Consider the following 21,124-nt stretch of genomic DNA (forward strand, 5'->3'; position numbering starts at 1 on the left):
GTGACGTGCAACGCGGCCCAAAATCGGCACAATGCGCGCATACACGCAGGAGTTAACCGAGTGTTAAGCTCGGGCGGGCCGTGCCTGGGACTGGACCCGATGGATGCGACGAGGCCGATGATCTCCATCAAATCGATATTCTCCGGCCCCGCCGCGCTCCCGAACCGCGACCGCAAGCGCGAGCAGCGCGAGTGGAGACTCGAATCGGACCGGTGGAGCCACCAGCGCCACGTCGACCGCGGCTACCGCATCAAGTGGGGCTACGTGGCGATCGCCTACCTCGTCGAGTTCATGGTGATCGGCGCCTCGCTCTGGGGGGCGTGGCTGTTCGCGGGCGTCTACAGCGACGGCGACTGGCACGCCTTCTACTTCATGCTGCTGGCGCCGCTGGTCTACGCCGCCGTGGAGCTGTGCCGGGTGCCGCTCGGGATCCTGGCCCGGACGCAGCGCTCGTACTTCGTGCGCGCCCTCGCGGTGCTGGGCATCATCTTCGCGGCGGGCGTGACCACCAAGTCGGTGTCGCAGCTCGGCGAGATGATGTTCCATCCCCGCCTGATGGAGGCCGCCCGGACCAAGACCGCCCTGAAGGACGCCCAGGCCGACCGGGCCACGATCGGCGACCGGATCGCGGCGGCCGACGCGCGCGTGGGCCAGTACACGGCCGAGCTCGACCAGATCGAGAAGCGCGCCACCGACAACGCCCAGCAGCTCGCCGGCCTGCCGGCCCAGCGCTGCGAGCGGGTGTTCGGCACCAACAGCAAGGGCCGGAAGTACCAGAACCTGAAATGCGTGGCCGACCCGCGGGTGTCCGCCCTGTCGGCGGGCGTGTCCAAGGCCTCGGCGGACCGCGCCGTCCTGATCAAGGACCTGGAGGAGGCCCGCAAGGCGCGCGCGGCGCTCGATCCCGGCGCCGCCGACCGGCGCGTGGCCGATGCCGAGCAGGGCTACCGCAACGCAGTCAACCGTTCGCAGCTCCACTCCTTCACCGCCATGGTGTACGGCGTCGACCCGATCGACGTGACCGAGAGCCAGGTCCACGCCTTCCTGCGGATCTTCGTGTTCCTGCCCGCCGTCTGCGCCGCCTTCGCGTCGACGATCCTGGCGCTCTGCGCGGTCTCGACCCGCCGGACCTTCATGGACGAGGACGACCTCGGCGCCGCGGTGAACCCGGAGGCCGCCCCCTACATGCTGGACGCGATCGCCGACGCCCTGCGCTCGAACCCTGAGCCGATCCTGCCGCGCGCCGCCAACGCCTCGGGCGCGGTGATCCCGATGAACCGGCCCGCACCGGGCCAGCAGAGCCTGCCCGGCCAGACCGTTCCGGGCCAGACCCTGCCTGCCGCGGGAGCGGGCGCATGAACTACGTCGCGGGCGGAACCCCTGAGAACGTCGCCCTCGCCCAGCAGGTGAATTCCCGCCTGCGGGCGGATTCGAGCTACGTCGCCGCCCGGGCCTTCCTGTTCCGGGCGCTGGGCTTCGGCGCCTTCGCGTGCCTCGCCGGCATCGGCGTCGGGGCGGCCGCCTACGGCTGGGCGACGCTCAACCAGTTCGACACCGCCGCCCAGAAGATCGCCGCCGCCATGCAGGCCGCGCTCTCCGACGTGACCCTCAAGACCAAGGGCGAGGTCACGCTCACCGACAACGTGCTCAAGCTCGAAGGCCTGCCCAAGGCCGGCGGCACGCCGACGCCCACGAAGGCGCAGCTCGGCAGCGATGCGACCCCGGCCTCGAAGGCGGCGGTGAACACCACCTTCACGGTGTTCAAGCAGGTGCCGTATCTCGACGGGCAGATCGTCACCGGCTGGAACTTCAAGGACAACGCCGACCAGCCCTATCAGCAATACTGCTACTTCTCCCGCCGCTCCAACGAGTCGAAGGGCCAGGTCGAGATCAAGATCGACCTCGCCATGGACGGCAAGACCCTGCCGCAGCCGCAGAAATCCGACGTGAACCTCGAGATCCTGGCGCGGAACTGCGTCTGGCACGAGAGGGGCTGAGGCGGGCTTCAGGGATAGCCTGAAATCCAACCCTCTCCCTCATCCTGAGGTGCCGGAGCGCAGCGGAGGCCTCGAAGGAGCCCTCCAGATGGACCGGCGATCCCGGGAGCCCTCCTTCGAGGCCCGCTGACGCGGGCGCCTCAGGATGAGGAGGAGGATGGGAAAGACGCTGTCGACGAAGCCGCGCCGCAGAGCGCTTGCGGCACGGCCGCGCCCCGCGTTACCCGTTGCTTAGGCCAGCTCTCCGAGACCGCGATGCGCTTTTCCGGCACCGACACCTATGTCGCGACCCCCGACCTGACCGCCGCGGTCAACGCCGCCGTGGTCCTGGAACGGCCGCTCCTGGTGAAGGGCGAGCCCGGCACCGGCAAGACCGTGCTGGCCGAGGAGATCGCCAAGGGTCTCGGCGCGCCGCTCCTCGTCTGGAACATCAAGTCGACCACGAAGGCGCAGCAGGGCCTCTACGAGTACGACGCGGTCTCGCGGCTGCGCGATTCCCAGCTCGGCGACCCGCGGGTCTCCGACATCGGCAACTACATCCGCCGCGGCAAGCTCTGGGAGGCCTTCACCGCCCCCGAGCGTCCGGTGCTGCTGATCGACGAGATCGACAAGGCCGACATCGAGTTCCCCAACGACCTCCTGACCGAACTCGACCGGATGGAGTTCCACGTCTACGAGACCGGCGAGACCGTGAAGGCCGTGCGCCGGCCGATCGTGATCATCACGTCGAACAACGAGAAGGAGTTGCCGGACGCGTTCCTGCGCCGGTGCTTCTTCCACTACATCAAGTTCCCGGACGCCGGGACGCTGCAGCGCATCGTCGACGTGCACTATCCGGGCATCAAGCACCGCCTGGTCGAGGAGGCCCTGCGGACCTTCCTGGCAATGCGCGAGGTCCCGGGCCTCAAGAAGAAGCCCTCGACCTCGGAACTGCTCGACTGGCTGAAGCTCCTCGTCTCCGAGGACATCGCCCCCGAGACCCTGCGCGAGCAGGACGGCCGAAAGCTGATCCCGCCGCTGCACGGGGCGCTGCTGAAGAACGAGCAGGATGTCGGCCTGTTCGAGAAGCTCGCCTTCATGATGCGCCGGGAGCAGCGGGGCGGCTGACGTCCGGACGGGGTCGGCGGCGCCCGGCAGCCCCGATCCCGCGACCGGCGCCGTTCAGAGACCCATCGCCAGAGCTCCCTCCAGGGACCCAAGTCATGCGCAGGCTGATCCTGTTGCGGCACGCCAAGTCGGACCGTCCGCCGGGCGTCGCCGACCGCGAACGTCCGCTCAACCCCCGGGGCCGGCGGGCTGCGCCGGCCGTGGGCGCCCACCTCGCGCAGGCGGGCTTCCGCCCCGATCTCGCCCTCGTCTCCACGGCCGCGCGCACCCGGGAGACCTGGGAGGCGATGGCGGCCGCCCTCGGCGCGCCCGAGACCCGCTGGCAGCCCGAGATCTACGAGGCGCCGGCGGACCGGATCCTCGGGGTGATCAGGGCGGCGCCCGACACGGCCGACACGGTGATCGTCGTCGGCCACAATCCGGGCCTCGGGGACCTCGCGGCCGGGCTGGCCGGGGCGGGGCCGCGGGCCGTCCGCGCCCGCCTGGCCCTGGAGTTCCCCACCGCCGCCTACGCGGTGATCGCCTTCGACGCCGCCCACTGGGCGGCGATCGCGCCGGGGCAGGGCCGCCTGGAGCGGTTCGTGCGCCCGCGCGACATCGACCCGGATCTGGCCGGCTGATCCCTCACGCCACCGGCACGGGGGCGGCGTGCGCCACGACCTCCGCGTGGGAGGGCAGGGGCGAGCCCGGCGCGAAGGCCTCGAAGGCCGCCCAGAAATCCTGCCGGATCGCGTCGCGCTCGGTCAGGATCTCGTGCCGGGAATCCGGCAGGACCAGGATGTGGCCCGCCTTGAGCCGCGCCGCGAAGCGCTCGGTGTCGGGGGTGCCGCAGACCGGATCGGCGCCCGCCGCGAGGATCAGGGTCGGCAGCGTGATGCGCGGCGCCGCGCGCGGGTCGCGCAGCCGCGCCATCGCGCGGAACGCCTCGGCCAGCCACGCGATCGTCGGGTCGCCGACGGCGCCGGCGCCGACCTGCCGGGCCGCCGCGGCGTTGCGGGCGTAGCGGACGGGGTCGCGCGCGAGGCGGTTGCCCGCATAGGGCTTGGTGGCGATGGAGACCGGCTTGCCGAAGGGGATGTACCGGCTCCCGAGCCCCAGCCGGTGCAGCCCCTGGGACAGGAGGGCGGCGCCGGCCGGCCAGCGGATCATCCGGATCGACAGCATCGGCGCCAGGGCCACCAGGCGGCGGAACGGCAGCCAGCCGTCGAGCGCCCCGATCAGGGCGACGCAGCCGCCCATCGAGTGCGCGAGGCCGATATGCGGCTCCGGCATCAGCGGCACCAGCACGCTCTCGGCCACCGCCTTCAGGTCGAGCCGGTAATCGTCGAACCGCGCGACGTGGCCCTTGTGCGGGTCGTCCACCCGGCGGTCCGACTCGCCCTGGCCGCGCCAGTCGAAGGCGACCACCGCGAAGCCCCGCGCCCGCAGCTCGTGGATCGTCTCGTAGTACTTCTCGATGAACTCCGCCCGGCCCTGAAGCAGGCAGATCGTGCCCCGGCAGGTCCGCGTCGTGGCCTGCCAGGTGGCGACGCGCAGGGTGCAATCGTCGCTCGTGCCGACCGCCGTCAGGGTGCCGCCCGGCGGGACGGGGTTGTCGGGCGTGCTGCGCAGGGTCAGCAGCGGCGGCTCCCGCCCGGTCTCACCGTCGAAGCGTCTCACGGAACTCACCTCAGCACATCGATACGCCCGCCGACCGTAGCGAAAAAATCTCGGCGGCCGCCACGGCCAGGGCTCTTGAAGGGCGTTTTTTCCCTCCCGATATCGTCCCTCGTGCCGGCCATCAGGCGGCACGAGAGACGGGTCCGGCCCATCGGGCGGACCGGAATTGCATGTTGCTCAGACGAGGATATGTCATGCGTCAGTTCGATCTCGCTCCCCTGTACCGCTCCACCGTCGGCTTCGACCGGTTGTTCTCCGCCCTCGACCAGTTCGCGAGCGCCGAGACCGCGCCGACCTACCCGCCCTACAACATCGAGCGCACCGGCGAGAACGCCTACCGCATCACCGTCGCGGTGGCCGGCTTCACCGAATCCGACCTGTCGATCGAGGTGCGGGAGAACGCGCTCACGCTGAAGGGCGAGCGCTCGGCCGAGGGCAAGGCGGAGTTCCTGCATCAGGGCATCGCGGCCCGCGCCTTCGAGCGCCGCTTCCAGCTCGCCGACCACGTTCAGGTGACGGGCGCGGCGCTGGAGAACGGCCTCCTCCACATCGACCTCGTCCGCGAGGTCCCGGAGGCGAAGAAGCCCCGCCGCATCCAGATCGCCACCGCCGGACAGCCGAGCGCGCCGGTGATCGAGGGCGACGTCCGCGCGGACGCGGTCCCGCAGGCCGCCTGACCCCGGCGCAGACGGCAACCCTCAGGGTTATGGAGCGCCCCGGCCCCGGCCGGGGCGTTTTCCTGCGTCGGGTGTCATAATGGCGTGTGCCCTTCGTGCTCTGTGTCGGATTCGACGGTGCACGGACGCGCACCCGGAGTGAACCCGCCCATGGTCGCCAATCTCGCCCGCGGAGCCTACAGCGCGCTCGGAGCCGGCTGGCACAGGGGCGTGCAGTGGGGTGTCGGCGCGCCGATCGCGAAGCTGCGCCGTCGGCAGGCCGACCGCGACGGCGTCGCTTCGGGTCCGACGGGCATCGCCGACGTGCTCTCGGCCGAGCGGGCGATCCGCCTGCCCGAGCCGTTCGAGGGCCGCAGCCTCGGCCGGATCGGGAACCTGGAGGTGCGGCTGGCGACGCGGAAGTCCGAGATCCGCCGGGCCCAGCGCCTGCGGTTCAAGGTGTTCTACGAGGAGATGTCGGCGGTCCCCACCGGGCTCGCGGCCCTGTCGCGGCGCGACGCCGACGGCTACGACGCGCTCTGCGACCACCTCCTCGTCCTCGACCACGCCGTCCCGAAGCGCAGGAAGCCCTTCGTCGAGCACCGGCCGAAGGTCGTCGGGACCTACCGGCTGCTGCGCGGCGACGTGGCCGAGCGCCATGCGGGCTTCTACTCGGAGGCCGAGTACGACCTCGCGCCGCTGCTCGCCGCCCAGGGGCACCGGCGGCTGCTGGAACTCGGCCGGTCCTGCGTGCTCAAGCCCTACCGGAGCAAGCGCACCGTCGAGCTGCTGTGGCAGGGCATCTACGCCTACGTGCTGCATCACCGGATCGACGCGCTGATCGGCTGCGCGAGCCTGGAGGGCACCGACCCGGACCGGCTGGCGCTGCCGCTCGCCTTCCTGCATCACCACGCCCGGGCCCCGGAGGACTGGCGGGCCTGCGCCCTGCCGGACCGCGCGGTGGCGATGGACCGCCTGCCCCGGGAGGCGGTGGATCCCAAGGCGGCCCTCCAGGCGCTGCCGCCGCTGATCAAGGGCTACCTGCGCCTCGGCGCGCGCTTCGGCGACGGGGCGGTGATCGACCGTCAGTTCGGCACGACGGACGTGTTCGTGACGCTGCCGGTGGAGGCGATCGGCGCGCGCTACCGGGGACACTTCGCGCCGGCCGCGTGAACGGCCGGATCGGTGGTCCGCGTCGATCGGGCCAACCCTCCAGCCTGAGGCGCAGGAGCGGGCTGACGATGACGGTCCGGGCTGGGGGGCCGGTGTGATCCCTCCGCCCCCCGCCGGTTCCTACAGATCCCCCAGCGCCAGCTGCCCCTGGTTGCGCGCCTTCACCGGCGCGGCCTTGCGCTCCTTGGACCGCGCCGCGGCCGGCTTGCGCGGCTTCGGGTCGCCGCGCATCCGGGCCACCGCCTTGTCGCGGGCGACCGCCTCGGGGGCGCTCGGATCGTCGGTCAGCCACTTGCCGCGCTTGATCACCTCGTTCACCCGGCCCTGGTTGACCCCCACCTTGAAGGCGATCTCCTGCTGGGTCATGCCGGTCGTGGCGTGCAGGTCCAGGATCGCCCGTGCGAGCTCCGGGGTCATCTTCTGGCCCGTCAGCCGCCGGGCCGGCTTGACCGTCCGGGTCGCGCGGTCGCGCTCGCGCAGGCGCTCCAGCAGCGCCAGCGCCATGTTCATGCCGTGCTCGCGCAGGGCCTCCTCGAATTCCTTCAGCGTCGCCATCGGCGCCATCCTCCGCCGGGCACTCGAGCCGGTACTGTCCGGGGAACGTGCCGGGAACGCGGCGGTTGCGCAAGCGCCGCCGGCAGGCCCCCGCCGCGGTGTCGGTGGACGGGCCGTGTCATCCACCGGAAATGCGGCCTCTGGCCTCCCCGAAGCCGCTCGTCTACACCGGGCGCCCCCGCCCTGGCAGGATCAGCCCGCGCCCGATGATCAGCCCGATCCGAACCGTCGCCCCCGGCGAGACGCCCGGCTCCCTGGCCCGGGAACTTGAGGCCGGCGCGGTGCTGCTGTTCCCGGACCTGCCCTTCCCGTTCAGCGCCTTCGAGCGCCGGTTCACCGAGCGGCCCTTCGCCGACGGCAAGGCCAAGAACGTCAACATCCGGGGCGAGGCGGCGAGCCTGCGCGGCGCGGCCGGCACCGCGGAGGAGCAGGAGGCCCTGCGCCAGCTCCTGATCCGCTACCGGGCCTTCGCCCGCGACCTGATCGGGACCTACCTGCCGGACTACGCCGACCGGGTGACGCTCGCCGGCACCTCCTATCGCCCCTTCGACGTGGACCGCCGCAAGCTCAGCTGGCGGCGGGACGACACGCGGCTGCACGTCGACGCCTTCCCGTCGAACCCGATCGGCGAGACGCGGATCCTGCGGGTGTTCCGCAACATCAACCCCGCGGGCGAGCCGCGGCGCTGGCGCGTCGGCGAGGATTTCGGCTCGATGACGCAGAGATTCCTGCCGCGGCTGCCGGGCTATTCGCCGCTCTCGGCGCGCCTGCTCGCGGCGCTCCGCATCACCAAGGCCCGGCGCTCGGAATACGACCACCTGATGCTGCACCTGCACGACGCGCTCAAGCAGGACGCGGCGTACCAGGCCGAGGCACCGCAGGCCGACGTCGCGTTTCGGCCCGGCGAGACTTGGGTGACCTTCTCGGACCTCGTGATGCACGGGGCCATGGGCGGCCGCTACATGCTGGAGCAGACCGCCTACCTGCCGGTCTCCGCCCAGGCCGACCCGTCCCTGAGCCCGCAGCGCATCCTGGCGGCCAAGCTCGGCCGCCCCCTCCGGACCTGAGACAGGGACACAGACCATGATCCTCGAGATCGCGCAGATCGAGATCAAGCTGGGCATGGAGGCCGAATTCGAGGCCGGCATCGCGCAGGCCTCGGCGATCTTCAAGCAAGCCGAGGGCTGCCGGGCCTTCGAGGTGCGGCGCTCGATCGAGCACCGGCAGCGCTACCGCCTGCTGATCCACTGGGACACGCTGGAGGCCCACACCCGGGACTTCACCGGCTCGCAGCCCTGGCAGGATTACCGCGCCCTGGTCGCCCATTGCTTCGCCGGACCGGTCGCCGTCGAGCACGCCGAGCAGGTGCTGAAGGCGTTCTAGCGGCGCCCGCTCCCTCCGGAGACCTGTCCGGCGAACCGCCCGGCCAGGGCCCGGAGCGTTGCGGTCGAAGCCGCCGGTGCTAGGCTTCCGCGCGACCGGACCTGAGGCGAATCACCGGGGCAGGGGCACGTGGGGATCAGGCGGATGGCGCGGCTCGGACGGCTCGCGGGCGCCCTGGCGCTTCTCGGATGGGCCGCGGCCGGTCCGGCCCTCGCCCAGCCCGCGCCGACGGCCCCCGCCGCCCCGCGGTCGGCGGGGGCCGCCCCGTTCGCCAGGGGCTTCGTCCGGGCCGACCTCGCCAGCGCGGCCGTGCGCCTCGAAGCGGCGCTGAAATCGGAGGCCGGCAGCCCGCTCCGGCCGGCCGGCCAGTCCCGCGCCGCCGGGCAGGCCCTGCTCGCCGCCGGCAAGCCGGCCGAGGCCCTCGGCCTCTTCGCCGCCGCGGTGGCGGCCGACCCGGCCGACGCCCGCAACTGGCAGGCCTATTCGCGCGCGGCCTCGGCGGCCCTGGGCGCGCTGGAGAGCAGCGACTACCGGGGCCGGGCGCGCCTGCGCGACCGGTCGTTGGCCGCCGCCTATCGCGCCTTCGAGCGCGCCGGCACGGCCGCCGACGCCGCGGCCTCGCTGGCGCTGCTGGGCGCCGCGGAGGCCGAGCAGGAATCCTGGCGCCCGGCCCTCGACGCCTATGCGGGCAGCCTCGCGTTGGCCGAAGTCGAGGCGGTCCGCGAGACCTACGCGACGCTGCGGGCCGAGCACGGCTTCCGCATCCTCGACTACAAGGTCGATTCCGACGCGGCCGCCCCGCGCGCCTGCTTCACCTTCTCGGAGGCGGTGAGACCCAAGACCGACTACGCGCCCTTCGTGGCGGTGTCGGGCAGCAGCGCGGCCGCCGTGACCGCAGAGGGCTCGCAGGTCTGCGTCGACGGGCTCAGGCACGGCGGCCGCTACGCCCTGGTGCTGCGCCAGGGCCTGCCCTCGGCGGTCGGCGAGAGCCTGCTCAAGGCCGCCGACTACGAGATCTACGTGCGCGACCGCGCCCCGCAGGTGCGGTTCACCGGGCGCAACTACGTCCTGCCGCGCACCGGACAGGCGGGCGTTCCCCTGGTCTCGGTGAACGCGGCCAGGCTCGACGTCGAGGTCCTGCGCATCGGCGACCGCGGGCTGCTGCCGACCCTGCGCTCCGAGGATTTCCTCGGCCAGCTCAGCGGCGCGACCGCGGCGACGATCGCCGCCGAGAAGGGCCTGCGGGTCTGGAAGGGCACCCTCGACACCGTCAAGGCCGAGCTGAACCAGGAGGCGGTGACCGCCTTCCCGGTCCTGCAGGCGGTGGGCAAGCTGGAACCCGGCCTCTACGTGATGCTCGCCCGGCCCTCCGGTACCGCCGCCTCCGACGAAGCCTACGAGACCCGGGCGACGCAATGGTTCGTGGTCTCGGATCTGGGGTTGACCGCCACGAAGGGGCGGGACGGGGTGCACGTGGTGCTGCGCTCCCTCGCCTCCGCGCAGGTCATGCCGGGGGCCGAGATCCGGCTGATCGCCCGCAACAACGAGGTGCTGGGCACGCGCACCACCGACGCGCAGGGCCACGCCGCCTTCGATCCCGGGCTGGCGCGCGGGGAGGGCGGCCTGGCGCCGAGCCTCGTGGTCGCCCAGGCGGGCGGCGATTACGGCTTCCTGGACCTCAACCTCGGCGCCTTCGACCTCACCGACCGCGGCGTGTCGGGCCGGGCCGAGACCGGCGGCCTCGACGCCTACCTGTTCCCGGAGCGCGGGGTCTACCGCACCGGCGAGACCGTGCAGATCACCGCGCTCCTGCGCGATCCGTCCGGCGCGGCGGTGCCGGACCTGCCGCTGACCCTCGTGATCAAGCGGCCGGACGGCGTCGAGTACCGGCGGGTCTCGGTGCCCGATCAGGGGCTCGGCGGCCGGGCGCTGCCGCTGCCGCTCCTGTCGGGCTCCATGCACGGCACGTGGCGGGTGTCCGCCTATACCGACCCGAAGGCGCCCGCGCTCGGCGAGACCAGCTTCCTCGTGGAGGATTACGTCCCCGAGCGGCTGGAGGTCAGCCTCACGGCCCGGCAGGCCGCCCTGCACCGGGGCGAGGCGGCGCAGGTCGATGTCGCCGCGCGCTACCTCTACGGCGCCCCGGGGGCCGACCTCGACGTGTCGGGGAGCGTCGTCGTGCAGGCGGCTGCCGCCAGCGGCATCGCGGGACTGGAGGGCTACGCCATCGGCCTCGACGACGAGGCCGTGGAGGCGGTCACGCAGGAGCTGCAGGACCGCGCGACCACCGACCGGCGGGGCGCCGCCGCCGTCACGGTGCCGGTACCCCAGGTGGCGGCTCCGCGGGCGCTCGAGGCGAAGATCACGCTCTCCGTCGGCGAGCCGGGCGGGCGGGCGCTGTCGCGCAGCCTCACCCTGCCGATCCTGCCGGCGAACCCGGTCCTCGCCCTGCGCAAGACCTTCACCACCCTCAACGAAGGCGGCCTCGCGCGTTTCGACGTGGTGCTGGCGACGCCCGAGGGGGCGCTCCTCCCCCGGCCGGGGGTGGGCTGGACCCTGTCGCGGATCGACCAATCCTACCAATGGTACCGGGCGGACGGGCGCTGGTCGTTCGAGGCGGTCAAGACCGCCCGGCGCGTGGCCAGCGGCACCGTCGACCTCAGGGCCGGCGCACCGGGCCGGATCGAGGCGCCGGTCGGGCTCGGCCGCTACCGGCTTGAGGTCTCGGCGCCGGGCGCCCCCGAGGCGAGCGTGAGCCTCGGCTTCGAGGTCGGCTGGGGCGGGTCGGAGACCGCCGAGGCGCCGGACCTCCTCGACCTCACCCTCGACAAAGCCGCCTACGCGGCCGGCGAGACGATGCGGGCCAAGCTCAGCCCGAAGTTCAAGGGACAAGCCAGCCTGATGGTGGTGAGCGACCGCGTGCACGAGACCGTGGAGGTCAGCGTGCCGGAGGGGGGCACCACCGTGAGCCTGCCGGTGAAGGCCGAGTGGGGCGCCGGCGCCTATCTTGTGGCCACCGCCTACCGGCCCCTCGACCAGGCGGCCAAGCGCCTGCCCGGCCGGGCGCTGGGTCTGGCGTGGTTCTCGGTCGACCGGGAGCGGCGCGGCCTCGGCGTCGCCCTGAAGGCGCCGGAGCGGGCGCGGCCCCGCCAGGACCTGACGCTGCCGGTCCAGCTCACCGGGCTGCGGACCGGCGAGCCGGCCCGGATCACCGTAGCGCTGGTCGATGTCGGCATCCTCAACCTGACCCGCTACGCGGCCCCCGACCCGACCCGGTACTTCCTCGGCCAGAAGGCCTTGGGTCCGGAGGTGCGCGACCTCTACGGCTACCTGATCGACGGCATGCAGGGCTCGGTCGGGGCGATCCGCTCCGGCGGCGATGCGGGCGGCGGCGAGCTCGCCGACGCGCCCCCCACCCAGGCGCCGCTGGCCCTGTATTCCGGGGTCGTGACCGTGGGGCCGGACGGCGCGGCCAGCGTAACCTTCCCGATCCCGGCCTTCAACGGCACGGGCCGCGTGATGGTCACCGCCTGGAGCGGCGACCGGGTGGGGCAGGCGCAGGCCGACGTGATCATCCGCGATCCGGTCGTGCTCACCGCGACGCTGCCGCGCTTCCTCGACACCGGCGACCGCTCGCGCCTGTTCGTGGCCCTCGACAACGTCGAGGGGCAGGCCGGCGACTACACGGTCGATCTCACCCCGGCCGGCCCGGTCGTGGTCGGCGCCAGCGCGCTGCGGCAGACGCTGCGGCTGGAGGCCGGCGCCAAGGGCCAGTTCGCGATCCCGCTGACCGCCGCGGGTCCGGGCACCGCCCGGCTCGACCTCGCCCTGTCGGGGCCCGGCCTCCCGGCATCGTTGAACCAGAGCTTCGCCCTCGGCATCGCGCCGGGGACCGGCGCCCTGCTGCGCCGCTCGGTGCGCAGCCTCGCCCCCGGGGCGGGCCTGACGCTCACGTCGGATCTCCTCGCCGATCTCCAGCCCGGCACCGGCAGCGTGTCGGTCTCGGCCACGCCCCTGCCGGGGGTCGACGTGGCGGCCCTGCTCCGGGCGCTCGACCGCTATCCCTACGGCTGTTCCGAGCAGGTGGTGAGCCGGGCGATGCCGCTGCTCTACGTCAACAAGCTCGCCGCGCTGGAGAAGCTCGCCCTCGACAGCGGCGCCGACGAGCGGGTCCGCGAATCGATCGAGCGGCTGCTCGCGCGCCAGGATTCGAGCGGCGATTTCGGCCTGTGGTCGGCGCAGGGGTCGAGCGATCTGTGGCTCGACGCCTACGTGACCGACTTCCTGACCCGCGCCCGGGAGCGCAACTTCGCGGTGCCGCAGAAGGCCTTCGCGCAGGCCCTCGACTATTTGCGCAACGCCGTGGCCAACGCCACCGAGGTGCGCAACGGCGGCGCGGACCTCGCCTACGCGGCCTACGTGCTTGCCCGGAACGGGCGCCCGGTGATGGGCGACCTGCGCTACCTCGCCGACACCAAGCTCGGCGAATTCGCCTCGGCGCTGGGGCGCGCGCAGCTGGCCGCCGCCCTGGCGCTGCTCGGCGACCGGGGCCGGGCCGCCAAGACGATGGAGGCGGCGCTCACCCTCCTGCGCACCGACCGGGACAAGGGCCTGTACCGCGCCGATTACGGCTCCCGCCTGCGCGACGGGGCCGGGCTGATCACGCTGGCGGCCGAGAGCGGTCTGGCCCAGGCCACCCTCGGTCCGGTGAGCGCCGTGCTCGGCGAGGAGCAGCAGACGGAGCGGGCGACGAGCACGCAGGAGAACGCCTGGCTGGTGCTCGCCGCCGAGAGCCTGTCCAGCGAGGCGGGCGCCCTGTCGTTCACCCTGGACGGCGCGCCGCAGAGCGGAATGCTCGCCCGGGTCTACCGGGAGGCCGCGCTCGGCGACCGGGGCGTGCAGCTGGTCAATACCGGCCGCGGCCCCGCGCAGGTGGTGGTGAGCGTCAACGGCAGCCCCCTGGCGCCGGAGCCGGCGGCCGCGCAGGGCTACACGGTGGAGCGGAGCTTCCGCCGGCTCGACGGCAGCCTGGTCGATCCGGCGGGCGGCCTGCGCCAGAACGACCGGCTGGTGGTGGTGCTCAAGGTCACCGAGGCCAAGGCCGAAACCGCGCGCCTCCTGCTGGTCGATCCCCTGCCGGCGGGGCTGGAGATCGACAACCCGAAGCTCCTCGATGCCGACGCGCTCCAGGGGCTGGCCTTCGCCAAATCCGACGTGCAGCCGGTCCATACCGAATTCCGCGACGACCGGTTCGTGGCGGCCTACGAGCGCGACCCGAGCCAGTCGGCCTTCTTCACCGTGGCCTACACGGTCCGGGCGGTCGCCCCCGGGACCTACGTGCATCCGGGCGCCACCGTGGAGGACATGTACCGGCCGGCCCGGTTCGGGCGGACCGCCTCCGGCAGCGTGACGGTGGGGGCGGCGAAGTAGGCCCGCAGGCACCCGCGCCGGGGCTCCTGCGCCCGCTCAGCGTCGGCCTCGCGCGGCGTGGTTCGGGGTTTCCAAGGGGCCTGCCCCTTGGCGGGATGCCGGGGCGGAGCCCCGACATCGGTCGAAGATCGGCCGCAGGGCTTCGCCCTGCACCCACGAAAGGTCTCGACCTTTCGAAACCGTGACCGGTTCAGTCGTCGGCACCGGCGTAGAAGCTCTCCACGCCGATGCCCTCTTCCTGCATCAGCCGGGCGCGGGCGCGCAGCTTCTCGGTCTCGCTCTTGAGCTGGCCGCAGGCCGCCAGGATGTCCCGGCCGCGGGGCGTGCGCACCGGCGAGGCGTAGCCGGCGTTGAACACGATCTCGGAGAAGCGCTCGATCCGGTCCCAGTCCGAGCATTCGTAGCGGCTGCCCGGCCAGGGGTTGAACGGGATCAGGTTGATCTTGGCCGGGATGCCCTTGAGCAGCCGCACCAGCTCCCGGGCATCCGCGTCCGAATCGTTGACGCCCTTCAGCATCACGTACTCGAAGGTGATTCGGCGGGCGTTGCTCAGACCCGGGTAGGTGCGGCACGCCTCGAGCAACTGGGCGATCGGGTATCGGCGGTTGAGCGGCACCAGCTCGTCGCGCAGGTCGTCGCGCACGGCGTGGAGCGAGATCGCCAGCATGGCGTTGGCCGCCTCGCCGAGCCGGGGGATCTGCGGAACGACCCCGGAGGTCGAGACCGTGATCCGCCGCCGGGACAGGCCGAGCCCCTCCTGGTCCGACATCACGCCCACCGCGTCGACCACGGCGTCGAGGTTGTAGAGGGGCTCGCCCATGCCCATGAACACGATGTTGGTCACGAGACGGCCCGGCTCGCCGGCCCCGGAGGCGTCGCGGCTCGGCATCTGGCCGGGCCAGTCGCCGAGCTCGTCCCGGGCGGTGACGAGCTGCTGCACGATCTCGGCCGCCGACAGGTTGCGCACGAGGCGCTGCGTGCCGGTGTGGCAGAACGAGCAGGTAAGGGTGCAGCCGACCTGCGAGGAGACGCACAGGGTGCCCCGGTCCGGGCCGGGGATGTAGACGCACTCGATCTCGGCGCCGCGGTTGTGCTCCTGCGGATTGGTCGGGGCCATGCGCAGCAGCCATTTGCGGGTGCCGTCGCGGGAGACCTGACGGCTCGCCACCTCCGGGCGTTCCAGGGTGAAGTGCTCGGCGAGCTGGGCCTTGAGGGCCTTGCCGACATTGGTCATCGCGGCGAAGTCGCCGGCCCCGCGGAAATTGACCCAGTGCCAGATCTGGCCGGCGCGCATCCGGCTCTCGCGATCGGGCACGCCCATCCCGACGAGCTGCGCCTTGAGGGCCTCGCGGGTCAGGCCGACCAGCGAGGGGCGGCGGCCCGGCAGCGCCTCGGGGAGCAGATCGGGCGCCTTCTCGATCGCGGCATCGGCCGCGCGGGCGCTGTCGAGCGACGGCGTCGCCATGGCGTTCAAACAATCCGTAAGATGGGAAAGGGTCTGATATAGGCGATCGCGCCGGCGAATGCGACTGCGCGCCGGCGACGGCTGACCCCACGGAGAACGATGGCGACCGATACGCGCGCCGGGCAGGCGATCTACAATCCGAGGACCCTGCCGCTCTACGACCTCGTGGTGCTGCGCCTCTCGAACCCGCTGATCTGGCGCTGCCCCACCGCGCGGATCCTCGCCCTCTATGACCGGCACGCGGGCCGGTCGCATCTCGATGTCGGCGTCGGGACCGGCTGGTATCTCGACCGGTGCCGCTTTCCGACGCCCGCGCCGCGGATCGGCCTGATGGACCTCAACGCCGACAGCCTCGCCTTCGCGGCCGGCCGGATCGCGCGTTACCGGCCCGAGACATACCGCGTCGACGTGCTCGGCGCGCCGGAAGGCGGCATCGCGCCGTTCGACTCGATCGGCATGACCTACCTGCTGCATTGCCTCCCCGGCGACATCGCCGCGAAGGCGAAGGCCTTCGACACGGTGCGGCCCTGCCTGGCGGAGGGCGGGGTCGTGTTCGGCGCCACGATCCTGGCGGGGGGCGTCCCGACCTCGGTTGCGGCCCGGGCCCTGATGCGGATCTACAACCGCAAGGGGGTGTTCTCGAACGCCGCCGACACCCTGCCGGCCCTGCGCGCGGCGCTGGATCAGCGCTTCCAATCGGTGGAGATCGCGGTCGTCGGCTGCGTCGCCCTGTTCGTGGCGCGCGCGCCGCGCTGACGGAGCTTGCGATCACGGCACGAAAAAGGGCGCTCGCAGGCGCCCCATCCGTCGTGAGACGTCTCCAAGAACAATCAGGCGGCGGCGGTCTTCACCGGCACGCCCTTCTCGGCCAGGAAGGTCTGCAGCTCGCCGGACTGGAACATCTCGCGGGTGATGTCGCAGCCGCCGACGAACTCGCCCTTCACGTAGATCTGCGGGATGGTCGGCCAGTTCGAGAACGCCTTGATGCCCTCGCGGATGCCCTGGTCGGCCAGCACGTTCACGCCCTTGAACGGCACGCCCAGGTAATTGAGGATCTGCACCACCTGGCCCGAGAAGCCGCACTGCGGCATCTGCGGCGTGCCCTTCATGAACACCACCACGTCCTGGGAGGCGATCTCGTTCTGGATGGTCGCGTTGGCGTCGGTCATGGGGGATCCTCGTTCCTGTCGTTGATCTAGTGATGGTCGGCCATGGATTTCAACACTGCAGCGAGGCGTTCGAGCGCCGCGTCCATATCGAAGTCTGGCGCCAACAGTTCGTCCGGTTCGAAGGGCAACGTCTCCGGCAGACCGCCCACGAGCTTGTCGCCATGGACCCTCAGCTGCACGTCGGCATTCGCCCGCGCATCCCGCCAGAGCGCCTGCCAATCGATCCGCTGCCGCATCGCCCGCTTGTAGTTCCGACGCGCGGCACTCTGGAATGCCACGACCTCGGCGCGCCACGAGCGAGTGGATTGCGCTGTCGGAGCAGAAACGTATTTGAGCACATGCACGAGGGTCTGCAACAGGAGGCTCTCGACGCCGTGGATCTCCGACCGGCCCAAGGTCTCGATCTCCTCGATCACGTTCTCCCAGTCGACCGTGTTGGACAAGTCGCTGCGGGCAGCAAGCACGCGCAGAGCCGCCGCCTGCTCCTCGGCCCAGGTCACGATATCATCGTCGTAGAGGCTCGGTCGGTCCATCGGGAGCGCTCCCGTAAGAAGGCTTAATCCTGTGGTACGCCCGTGGTCAGCGCAAGGGCGTGCAGCACCCCGCCCATCCGGCCCTGGAGGGCGCCGTAGACCATCTGGTGCTGCGCGACCCGGGTCTTGCCCTTGAAGGCGGCCGACAGGACCGTAGCGGCGTAGTGGTCGCCGTCGCCCGCGAGGTCGCGGATCTCGACCTGCGCGTCCGGCAGGGCCTCGCGGATCATGCGCTCGATCTCGCCCGCATCCATCGGCATCGGAAAACTCCCAGGGCGTAAGATAAGGATCAGGACGCCGGAGCGGCCGGCTGGCTCGCCATGTAGGCGGGCAGCCAGCCCTCGTGCGCCGCGGTGAGCTCGGCGAGCGGTATGGTCTCGCCGCCCGGCAGGGTCAAACGGTCGGAGCCGGTGACGCCGACCACCGCCGCGTCGATCCCCTGCGCCGAGGCGCTGTAGAGGAGGTCGCTCGCCGCCTCGGGATCGACCGCCAGCAGGTAGCGGGCCTGATCCTCGCCGAACAGGTAGGCGTGGGGCGGCAGATCCACCGGCACCTTCGGCAGGGCCGCGCCGATGCCGCCGGCCATCGCCATCTCGGCGAGCGCCACGGCGAGGCCGCCGTCCGACAGGTCGTGGACGGTGTCGACCATGCCGGAGAGGATCAGCCCGCGCACGAAGTCGCCGTTGCGGCGCTCCAGCGCGAGGTCCACGGGCGGCGGCGCGCCCTCTTCCCGGCCCTCGATCACCGACAGGTAGGCGGACTGGCCGAGCCAGCCCTCGCCGGCGCCGACCAGGATCAGCACGTCGCCCTCGCGCTTGAGGGCGAGGGTGGCGTGGCGCGCCACGTCGTCGAGCACGCCGACGCCGCCGATGGTCGGGGTCGGCAGGATGCCGACGCCGTTGGTCTCGTTGTAGAGCGAGACGTTGCCGGACACGACCGGGAAGTCCAGCGCCCGGCAGGCCTCGCCGATCCCCTGGAGGCAGCCGACGAGCTGGCCCATCACCTCCGGTTTCTCGGGATTGCCGAAGTTCAGGTTGTCGGTGATGGCGAGCGGCCGGGCGCCCACCGCGGTGATGTTGCGCCACGCCTCGGCCACCGCCTGCCGGCCGCCCTCGACCGGGTCGGCCTCGCAGTAGCGCGGGGTGACGTCGCAGGTGAGCGCCAGGCCCTTCGGGCCGTCCTCGACCCGCACGATGGCGGCGTCGCCGCCGGGCTTCTGCACGGTGTTGCCCAGGATGAAGTGGTCGTACTGCTCGTAGACCCAGCGCTTCGAGGCGAGGTCGGGGGAGCCGACCAGCCGCTTCAGCGCGTCGGTGAGCGAGGCCGGCGCCGGGACCGCGGAGGCCGGGATCTCCGGCAGGTGCGTGTTGGCCAGGTGCGGACGGTCGTAGAGGGGCGCCTCGTCGCCGAGTTCCTTGATCGGCAGGTCGGCCACGGTCTCCCCGTGCCACTTGATCACGAAGCGCAGCGTGTCGGTGGTCCGGCCGATGACGGCGAAGTCGAGGCCCCACTTCACGAAGATCGCCTCCGCCTCGGCCTCCATGCCGGGCTTGAGCACCATGAGCATGCGCTCCTGGCTCTCCGACAGCATCATCTCGTAGGGCGTCATGCCGGCCTCGCGGGCCGGGACCTTCTCGATGTCGAGCTCGACGCCGAGATAGCCCTTGGCGCCCATCTCGACGGCCGAGCAGGTCAGTCCCGCCGCGCCCATGTCCTGGATGGCGATGACCGCCCCCGAGGCCATCAGCTCCAGGCAGGCCTCCAGCAGCAACTTCTCGGCGAAGGGGTCGCCGACCTGGACGGTCGGGCGCTTCGACTCGGAGGCCTCGTCGAACTCCGCCGACGCCATGGTGGCGCCGTGGATGCCGTCGCGGCCGGTCTTGGAGCCGAGATAGACGATCGGGTTCCCGACCCCGGTGGCGGCCGCGTAGAAGATCGCGTCGGTGCGGGCGAGGCCCACCGCCATGGCGTTGACCAGGATGTTGCCGTCGTAGCGCCGGTGGAAGCCGGTGAGCCCGCCCACGGTCGGCACCCCGAAGGAATTGCCGTAGCCGCCGACGCCCGCCACCACGCCCGAGACCAGCGCGCGGGTCCGCGGGTGGTCGGGGGCGCCGAAGCGCAGGGCGTTGAGCGCCGCGATCGGCCGGGCGCCCATGGTGAACACGTCGCGCAGGATGCCGCCGACGCCGGTCGCCGCGCCCTGGTAGGGCTCGATGTAGCTGGGGTGGTTGTGGCTCTCCATCTTGAAGACGCAGGCCAGCCCGTCGCCGATGTCGATGACGCCGGCATTCTCGCCGGGACCCTGGATCACCCAGGGGGCCGAGGTCGGCAGCCCGCGCAGGTGCTTGCGGGAGGATTTATAGGAGCAGTGCTCGTTCCACATCGCCGAGACGATGCCGAGTTCGGTCAGCGTCGGGTCGCGCCCGATCAACCCGCGGAAGCGGGCGTACTCGTCCGGCGTCAGGCCGTGCTGGGCCACGAGCTCGGGGGTGATCGGAACGTCGTTACGGAACATGCGGCGGTCTCGGCGGAGAGCGGCCCGTCCCGGGAGAGGCGTGCCGCGGCGAGCCCGGACCGGGCGGGGATCCAGGCTGCCCCGGCTCTAAAGCGGAAGCGCCCGCCCTGGCAACAACATCCGCGGGTATGCCTGCGCGGCGGCGGACGCGGCCTCAGCAGGGGGCGTCCGGAGTCTCGCCCGGCCCCATCGGCTGCGGCGGGGCGGAGCTCCCCGATCCCGCCGGTCAGAGACCGGCGTCGCGCGCCGCCCGGCTGAGGTCGTTGTCCCGGCTCCGGGCCGCGAGGTCGTGCACCGGCTCGGGCCCCGTCATCAGGTCGAGATAGTCGAACCCGTCCACGCTCTGGCTCGCCATGAGCAGCTGGAAATGCATCTGGAACAGGTTCCACTGGCGCCGGCTCACGTCGGCGCCGGTGATCAGGTCGCTGATCATCACCCCGACCACGGCCGGACGCTCGGGATCGGGCGGGACGAGGGCGCAGGCGGCCAGGGGGTTCTGCCCGTGGATCGACAGCCAGTCCCAGGGCGCGCGCACATCGATCCAGCGGATCTGCCGCGCCCGCCCGAAGCGCAGGAGCGCGTCGCGGAATCCCCGGGCCGCCGGGTCGAGGCCGAGCCAGGGGATGACGCTGCCGATGCTCACGAACGAGACCGGGCTGCCCCGGTCGCCGAAGCCGGGATCCCGGGCGAGCACCCGGTCCATGACCTCGATCCCGAGGAAGCTCGACGAGGAATGCCCCACCACCACCACCTCGTCGGCCGCGCCCTCGGCCGCGCGGATCCGGGCCGCGAAGGCATCGAGGCGGGGGGAGACCTCGGGCACACGACCCGCCGCGTAGGCGTGCGTGAAGGCGGTGTCGTCCACGAGATGCGGGACGTAGAAGGGCCTGCCGAGGGTCAGGCGCATCAACCCGACGAGGATCGCGTAGGCGACGGGCGGCACCGCCAGCAGCGGCCAGGGCTGCAGGACGGCCGGCGCCAGGGCGGCGAGAGTTCCCGCCAGGGCGAGGCTGACAAGCACCAGGGCCAGATAGATCGCGTGGACGCCGAAGATCACCGTCGAGAAGCGCCGGCCCTCGCGCCGGAGGTCGGCCGCGTAGCCCGTGTGCCACAGCCGCCAGAGCAGCGTGGGCACGCCCCGGAGGCGCGCCCAGTTGGATTGCGGGAACCGCGCGCGGACGATGTCCTCCCAGCGCAGCAGGACGTAGCGGGTGGAGACGCCGCGCGCCCGCACCGTCCAGGCGAGGTCGAGCCCGTCCGCCGAGCGGACCGGATCGCTCACCGCGATCTCGGCGCCGCGGCGGGCCGCGGTGAGACGGGCCTCCCGGCGGAACAGGCCCCAGTAGGTCTCGGGTTCCCGCGGGTCGAAGCCGGGCAGGTAGAACACGATGCGGGAGGTCAGCGTCCGCGAGGCGTTCCCGGCCGACTCCGCGGTACGGCCCTGGGCCGGGGCGTCGGCGACGTGCGCGAGCATCGAGGTTC

18 protein-coding genes are annotated in these 21,124 nt (G+C 72.3%); 10 read left to right on the forward strand and 8 right to left on the reverse strand.

Annotated features, from left to right (window positions below; translation table 11 throughout):
- Window positions 1–99 precede the first annotated feature (99 nt).
- The 4 genes from MKL01_RS14845 to MKL01_RS14860 all read left to right on the forward strand — a co-directional run bounded on the left by MKL01_RS14845 (window position 100) and on the right by MKL01_RS14860 (window position 3,724).
- Window positions 100–1,359: an ATPase gene (locus MKL01_RS14845; RefSeq protein WP_243905978.1), complete on the forward strand. Its 1,260-nt coding sequence runs from the start codon at window positions 100–102 to the stop codon at window positions 1,357–1,359.
- Window positions 1,356–1,997 (forward strand): hypothetical protein, encoded by a 642-nt coding sequence (locus MKL01_RS14850; protein ID WP_243905979.1) that lies wholly within the window; start codon window positions 1,356–1,358, stop codon window positions 1,995–1,997. The genes MKL01_RS14845 and MKL01_RS14850 overlap by 4 nt, the downstream gene beginning before the upstream one ends.
- Before the next feature lie 255 nt (window positions 1,998–2,252).
- Window positions 2,253–3,104, forward strand: a complete 852-nt coding sequence (locus MKL01_RS14855) for an AAA family ATPase (protein ID WP_243905980.1) — start codon at window positions 2,253–2,255, stop codon at window positions 3,102–3,104.
- Window positions 3,105–3,199: 95 nt separating this feature from the next.
- The gene (locus MKL01_RS14860; RefSeq protein ID WP_243905981.1) at window positions 3,200–3,724 is read left to right on the forward strand and encodes a SixA phosphatase family protein; all 525 of its coding nucleotides are present in this window, start codon (window positions 3,200–3,202) and stop codon (window positions 3,722–3,724) included.
- A 4-nt stretch (window positions 3,725–3,728) separates the two neighbouring features.
- Here MKL01_RS14860 and MKL01_RS14865 read toward each other — a convergent pair whose 3' ends face one another.
- Window positions 3,729–4,724, reverse strand: coding sequence for an alpha/beta fold hydrolase (locus MKL01_RS14865; protein WP_243906027.1), 996 nt, complete (start codon window positions 4,722–4,724; stop codon window positions 3,729–3,731).
- 233 nt (window positions 4,725–4,957) lie between these two features.
- On the opposite strand from MKL01_RS14865, the gene MKL01_RS14870 reads away from it, so the two are divergent.
- Window positions 4,958–5,440, forward strand: a complete 483-nt coding sequence (locus MKL01_RS14870) for an Hsp20 family protein (protein WP_243905982.1) — start codon at window positions 4,958–4,960, stop codon at window positions 5,438–5,440.
- 150 nt (window positions 5,441–5,590) lie between these two features.
- Window positions 5,591–6,592, forward strand: coding sequence for a GNAT family N-acetyltransferase (locus MKL01_RS14875; protein WP_243905983.1), 1,002 nt, complete (start codon window positions 5,591–5,593; stop codon window positions 6,590–6,592).
- Window positions 6,593–6,712: 120 nt separating this feature from the next.
- Here the strand turns inward: MKL01_RS14875 and MKL01_RS14880 are convergent, their stop codons facing one another.
- Window positions 6,713–7,147: an RNA polymerase subunit sigma-70 gene (locus MKL01_RS14880; RefSeq protein ID WP_243905984.1), complete on the reverse strand. Its 435-nt coding sequence runs from the start codon at window positions 7,145–7,147 to the stop codon at window positions 6,713–6,715.
- 206 nt (window positions 7,148–7,353) lie between these two features.
- On the opposite strand from MKL01_RS14880, the gene MKL01_RS14885 reads away from it, so the two are divergent.
- From MKL01_RS14885 to MKL01_RS14895, 3 genes are all read left to right on the forward strand, one after another.
- On the forward strand, window positions 7,354–8,214 hold the full coding sequence (locus MKL01_RS14885) for a Kdo hydroxylase family protein (protein WP_243905985.1): 861 nt from the start codon (window positions 7,354–7,356) through the stop codon (window positions 8,212–8,214).
- A gap of 16 nt (window positions 8,215–8,230) precedes the next feature.
- The gene (locus MKL01_RS14890; protein WP_243905986.1) at window positions 8,231–8,530 is read left to right on the forward strand and encodes an antibiotic biosynthesis monooxygenase family protein; all 300 of its coding nucleotides are present in this window, start codon (window positions 8,231–8,233) and stop codon (window positions 8,528–8,530) included.
- 144 nt (window positions 8,531–8,674) lie between these two features.
- Window positions 8,675–13,960, forward strand: coding sequence for an alpha-2-macroglobulin family protein (locus MKL01_RS14895; protein ID WP_243905987.1), 5,286 nt, complete (start codon window positions 8,675–8,677; stop codon window positions 13,958–13,960).
- Between the two features lie 190 nt (window positions 13,961–14,150).
- Here MKL01_RS14895 and rlmN read toward each other — a convergent pair whose 3' ends face one another.
- Window positions 14,151–15,425 (reverse strand): 23S rRNA (adenine(2503)-C(2))-methyltransferase RlmN, encoded by a 1,275-nt coding sequence (gene rlmN, locus MKL01_RS14900; protein ID WP_243905988.1) that lies wholly within the window; start codon window positions 15,423–15,425, stop codon window positions 14,151–14,153.
- 99 nt (window positions 15,426–15,524) lie between these two features.
- On the opposite strand from rlmN, the gene MKL01_RS14905 reads away from it, so the two are divergent.
- Entirely contained in the window at window positions 15,525–16,181 is a 657-nt protein-coding gene (locus MKL01_RS14905) for a class I SAM-dependent methyltransferase (protein ID WP_243905989.1), read from the forward strand.
- Window positions 16,182–16,255: 74 nt separating this feature from the next.
- Here the strand turns inward: MKL01_RS14905 and grxD are convergent, their stop codons facing one another.
- The 5 genes from grxD to MKL01_RS14930 form a co-directional block, all read right to left on the reverse strand.
- Complete coding sequence (grxD, locus tag MKL01_RS14910) at window positions 16,256–16,594, reverse strand: Grx4 family monothiol glutaredoxin (protein ID WP_243905990.1); 339 nt, start codon at window positions 16,592–16,594, stop codon at window positions 16,256–16,258.
- Window positions 16,595–16,620: 26 nt separating this feature from the next.
- Window positions 16,621–17,127 (reverse strand): DUF29 domain-containing protein, encoded by a 507-nt coding sequence (locus MKL01_RS14915; protein ID WP_243905991.1) that lies wholly within the window; start codon window positions 17,125–17,127, stop codon window positions 16,621–16,623.
- A 23-nt stretch (window positions 17,128–17,150) separates the two neighbouring features.
- Window positions 17,151–17,387: a BolA family protein gene (locus MKL01_RS14920; protein WP_007568343.1), complete on the reverse strand. Its 237-nt coding sequence runs from the start codon at window positions 17,385–17,387 to the stop codon at window positions 17,151–17,153.
- A 29-nt stretch (window positions 17,388–17,416) separates the two neighbouring features.
- Window positions 17,417–19,642, reverse strand: a complete 2,226-nt coding sequence (purL, locus tag MKL01_RS14925; RefSeq protein WP_243905992.1) for a phosphoribosylformylglycinamidine synthase subunit PurL — start codon at window positions 19,640–19,642, stop codon at window positions 17,417–17,419.
- 226 nt (window positions 19,643–19,868) lie between these two features.
- Window positions 19,869–21,116, reverse strand: coding sequence for a hydrolase (locus MKL01_RS14930; protein WP_279604631.1), 1,248 nt, complete (start codon window positions 21,114–21,116; stop codon window positions 19,869–19,871).
- Window positions 21,117–21,124 lie beyond the last annotated feature (8 nt).

The organism is Methylobacterium sp. J-070 (assembly GCF_022829385.1).
Lineage (GTDB): Bacteria > Pseudomonadota > Alphaproteobacteria > Rhizobiales > Beijerinckiaceae > Methylobacterium.

Bases quoted from the DNA above. Each gene is read 5' to 3' on its own strand.
- MKL01_RS14845 (WP_243905978.1), top strand. From the start codon at position 100: ATGGATGCGACGAGGCCGATGATCTCCATCAAATCGATATTCTCCGGC.
- MKL01_RS14850 (WP_243905979.1), top strand. From the start codon at position 1,356: ATGAACTACGTCGCGGGCGGAACCCCTGAGAACGTCGCCCTCGCCCAG.
- MKL01_RS14855 (WP_243905980.1), top strand. From the start codon at position 2,253: ATGCGCTTTTCCGGCACCGACACCTATGTCGCGACCCCCGACCTGACC.
- MKL01_RS14860 (WP_243905981.1), top strand. From the start codon at position 3,200: ATGCGCAGGCTGATCCTGTTGCGGCACGCCAAGTCGGACCGTCCGCCG.
- MKL01_RS14870 (WP_243905982.1), top strand. From the start codon at position 4,958: ATGCGTCAGTTCGATCTCGCTCCCCTGTACCGCTCCACCGTCGGCTTC.
- MKL01_RS14875 (WP_243905983.1), top strand. From the start codon at position 5,591: ATGGTCGCCAATCTCGCCCGCGGAGCCTACAGCGCGCTCGGAGCCGGC.
- MKL01_RS14880 (WP_243905984.1), bottom strand. From the start codon at position 7,147: ATGGCGACGCTGAAGGAATTCGAGGAGGCCCTGCGCGAGCACGGCATG.
- MKL01_RS14885 (WP_243905985.1), top strand. From the start codon at position 7,354: ATGATCAGCCCGATCCGAACCGTCGCCCCCGGCGAGACGCCCGGCTCC.
- MKL01_RS14890 (WP_243905986.1), top strand. From the start codon at position 8,231: ATGATCCTCGAGATCGCGCAGATCGAGATCAAGCTGGGCATGGAGGCC.
- MKL01_RS14895 (WP_243905987.1), top strand. From the start codon at position 8,675: ATGGCGCGGCTCGGACGGCTCGCGGGCGCCCTGGCGCTTCTCGGATGG.
- rlmN (WP_243905988.1), bottom strand. From the start codon at position 15,425: ATGGCGACGCCGTCGCTCGACAGCGCCCGCGCGGCCGATGCCGCGATC.
- MKL01_RS14905 (WP_243905989.1), top strand. From the start codon at position 15,525: ATGGCGACCGATACGCGCGCCGGGCAGGCGATCTACAATCCGAGGACC.
- grxD (WP_243905990.1), bottom strand. From the start codon at position 16,594: ATGACCGACGCCAACGCGACCATCCAGAACGAGATCGCCTCCCAGGAC.
- MKL01_RS14915 (WP_243905991.1), bottom strand. From the start codon at position 17,127: ATGGACCGACCGAGCCTCTACGACGATGATATCGTGACCTGGGCCGAG.
- MKL01_RS14920 (WP_007568343.1), bottom strand. From the start codon at position 17,387: ATGCCGATGGATGCGGGCGAGATCGAGCGCATGATCCGCGAGGCCCTG.
- purL (WP_243905992.1), bottom strand. From the start codon at position 19,642: ATGTTCCGTAACGACGTTCCGATCACCCCCGAGCTCGTGGCCCAGCAC.
- MKL01_RS14930 (WP_279604631.1), bottom strand. From the start codon at position 21,116: ATGCTCGCGCACGTCGCCGACGCCCCGGCCCAGGGCCGTACCGCGGAG.